The organism is Liquorilactobacillus sicerae (assembly GCF_029916425.1).
Lineage (GTDB): Bacteria > Bacillota > Bacilli > Lactobacillales > Lactobacillaceae > Liquorilactobacillus > Liquorilactobacillus sicerae.
The window spans coordinates 1-421 of the sequence record NZ_JAHAVQ010000295.1 but is presented as its reverse complement, the minus strand read 5'-3'; the positions used below and the strand labels follow the sequence as shown (position 1 = coordinate 421).

Annotated in this window: 1 protein-coding gene; it reads left to right on the top strand. The window is 39.4% G+C overall.

All coding sequences use genetic code 11. The features are described from left to right. A partial coding sequence (locus KH893_RS12515; protein ID WP_281166366.1) for a ribonucleotide reductase N-terminal alpha domain-containing protein occupies positions 1-421 on the top strand: 421 nt, incomplete at both ends.

Genomic DNA, 421 nt, shown 5'->3' with positions numbered 1-421 from the left:
AGGAAGCTCGCGACGCATTTTTAAAAGAAAATGTCGAACCGAACCGTTTGCGTTTTTCTTCTTTAAAGGAACGTTTCGATTGGTTGATTAAGAATAATTTTGTTGAGAGCCAACTGGTCAAGAAATATGATTTTGTGTTTATTGAAAAATTATATGATTTCTTGGATGCAGTCCACTTTCAATTTCAAAGCTTTATGGCGGCCTACAAATTTTATACCCAGTATGCAATTAAGACCGATGACGGGAATTATTATGTCGAGTCCTACGAAGACCGAATCGCAGTGAACGCTTTATATTATGCAGATGGCGACCAAAAATTAGCAATGAGAATTGCCGATGAAATGATTCATCAACGCTTTCAACCAGCCACTCCAAGTTTTTTAAACGCCGGGAGAGCCCGTCGCGGTGAATTGGTCAGTTG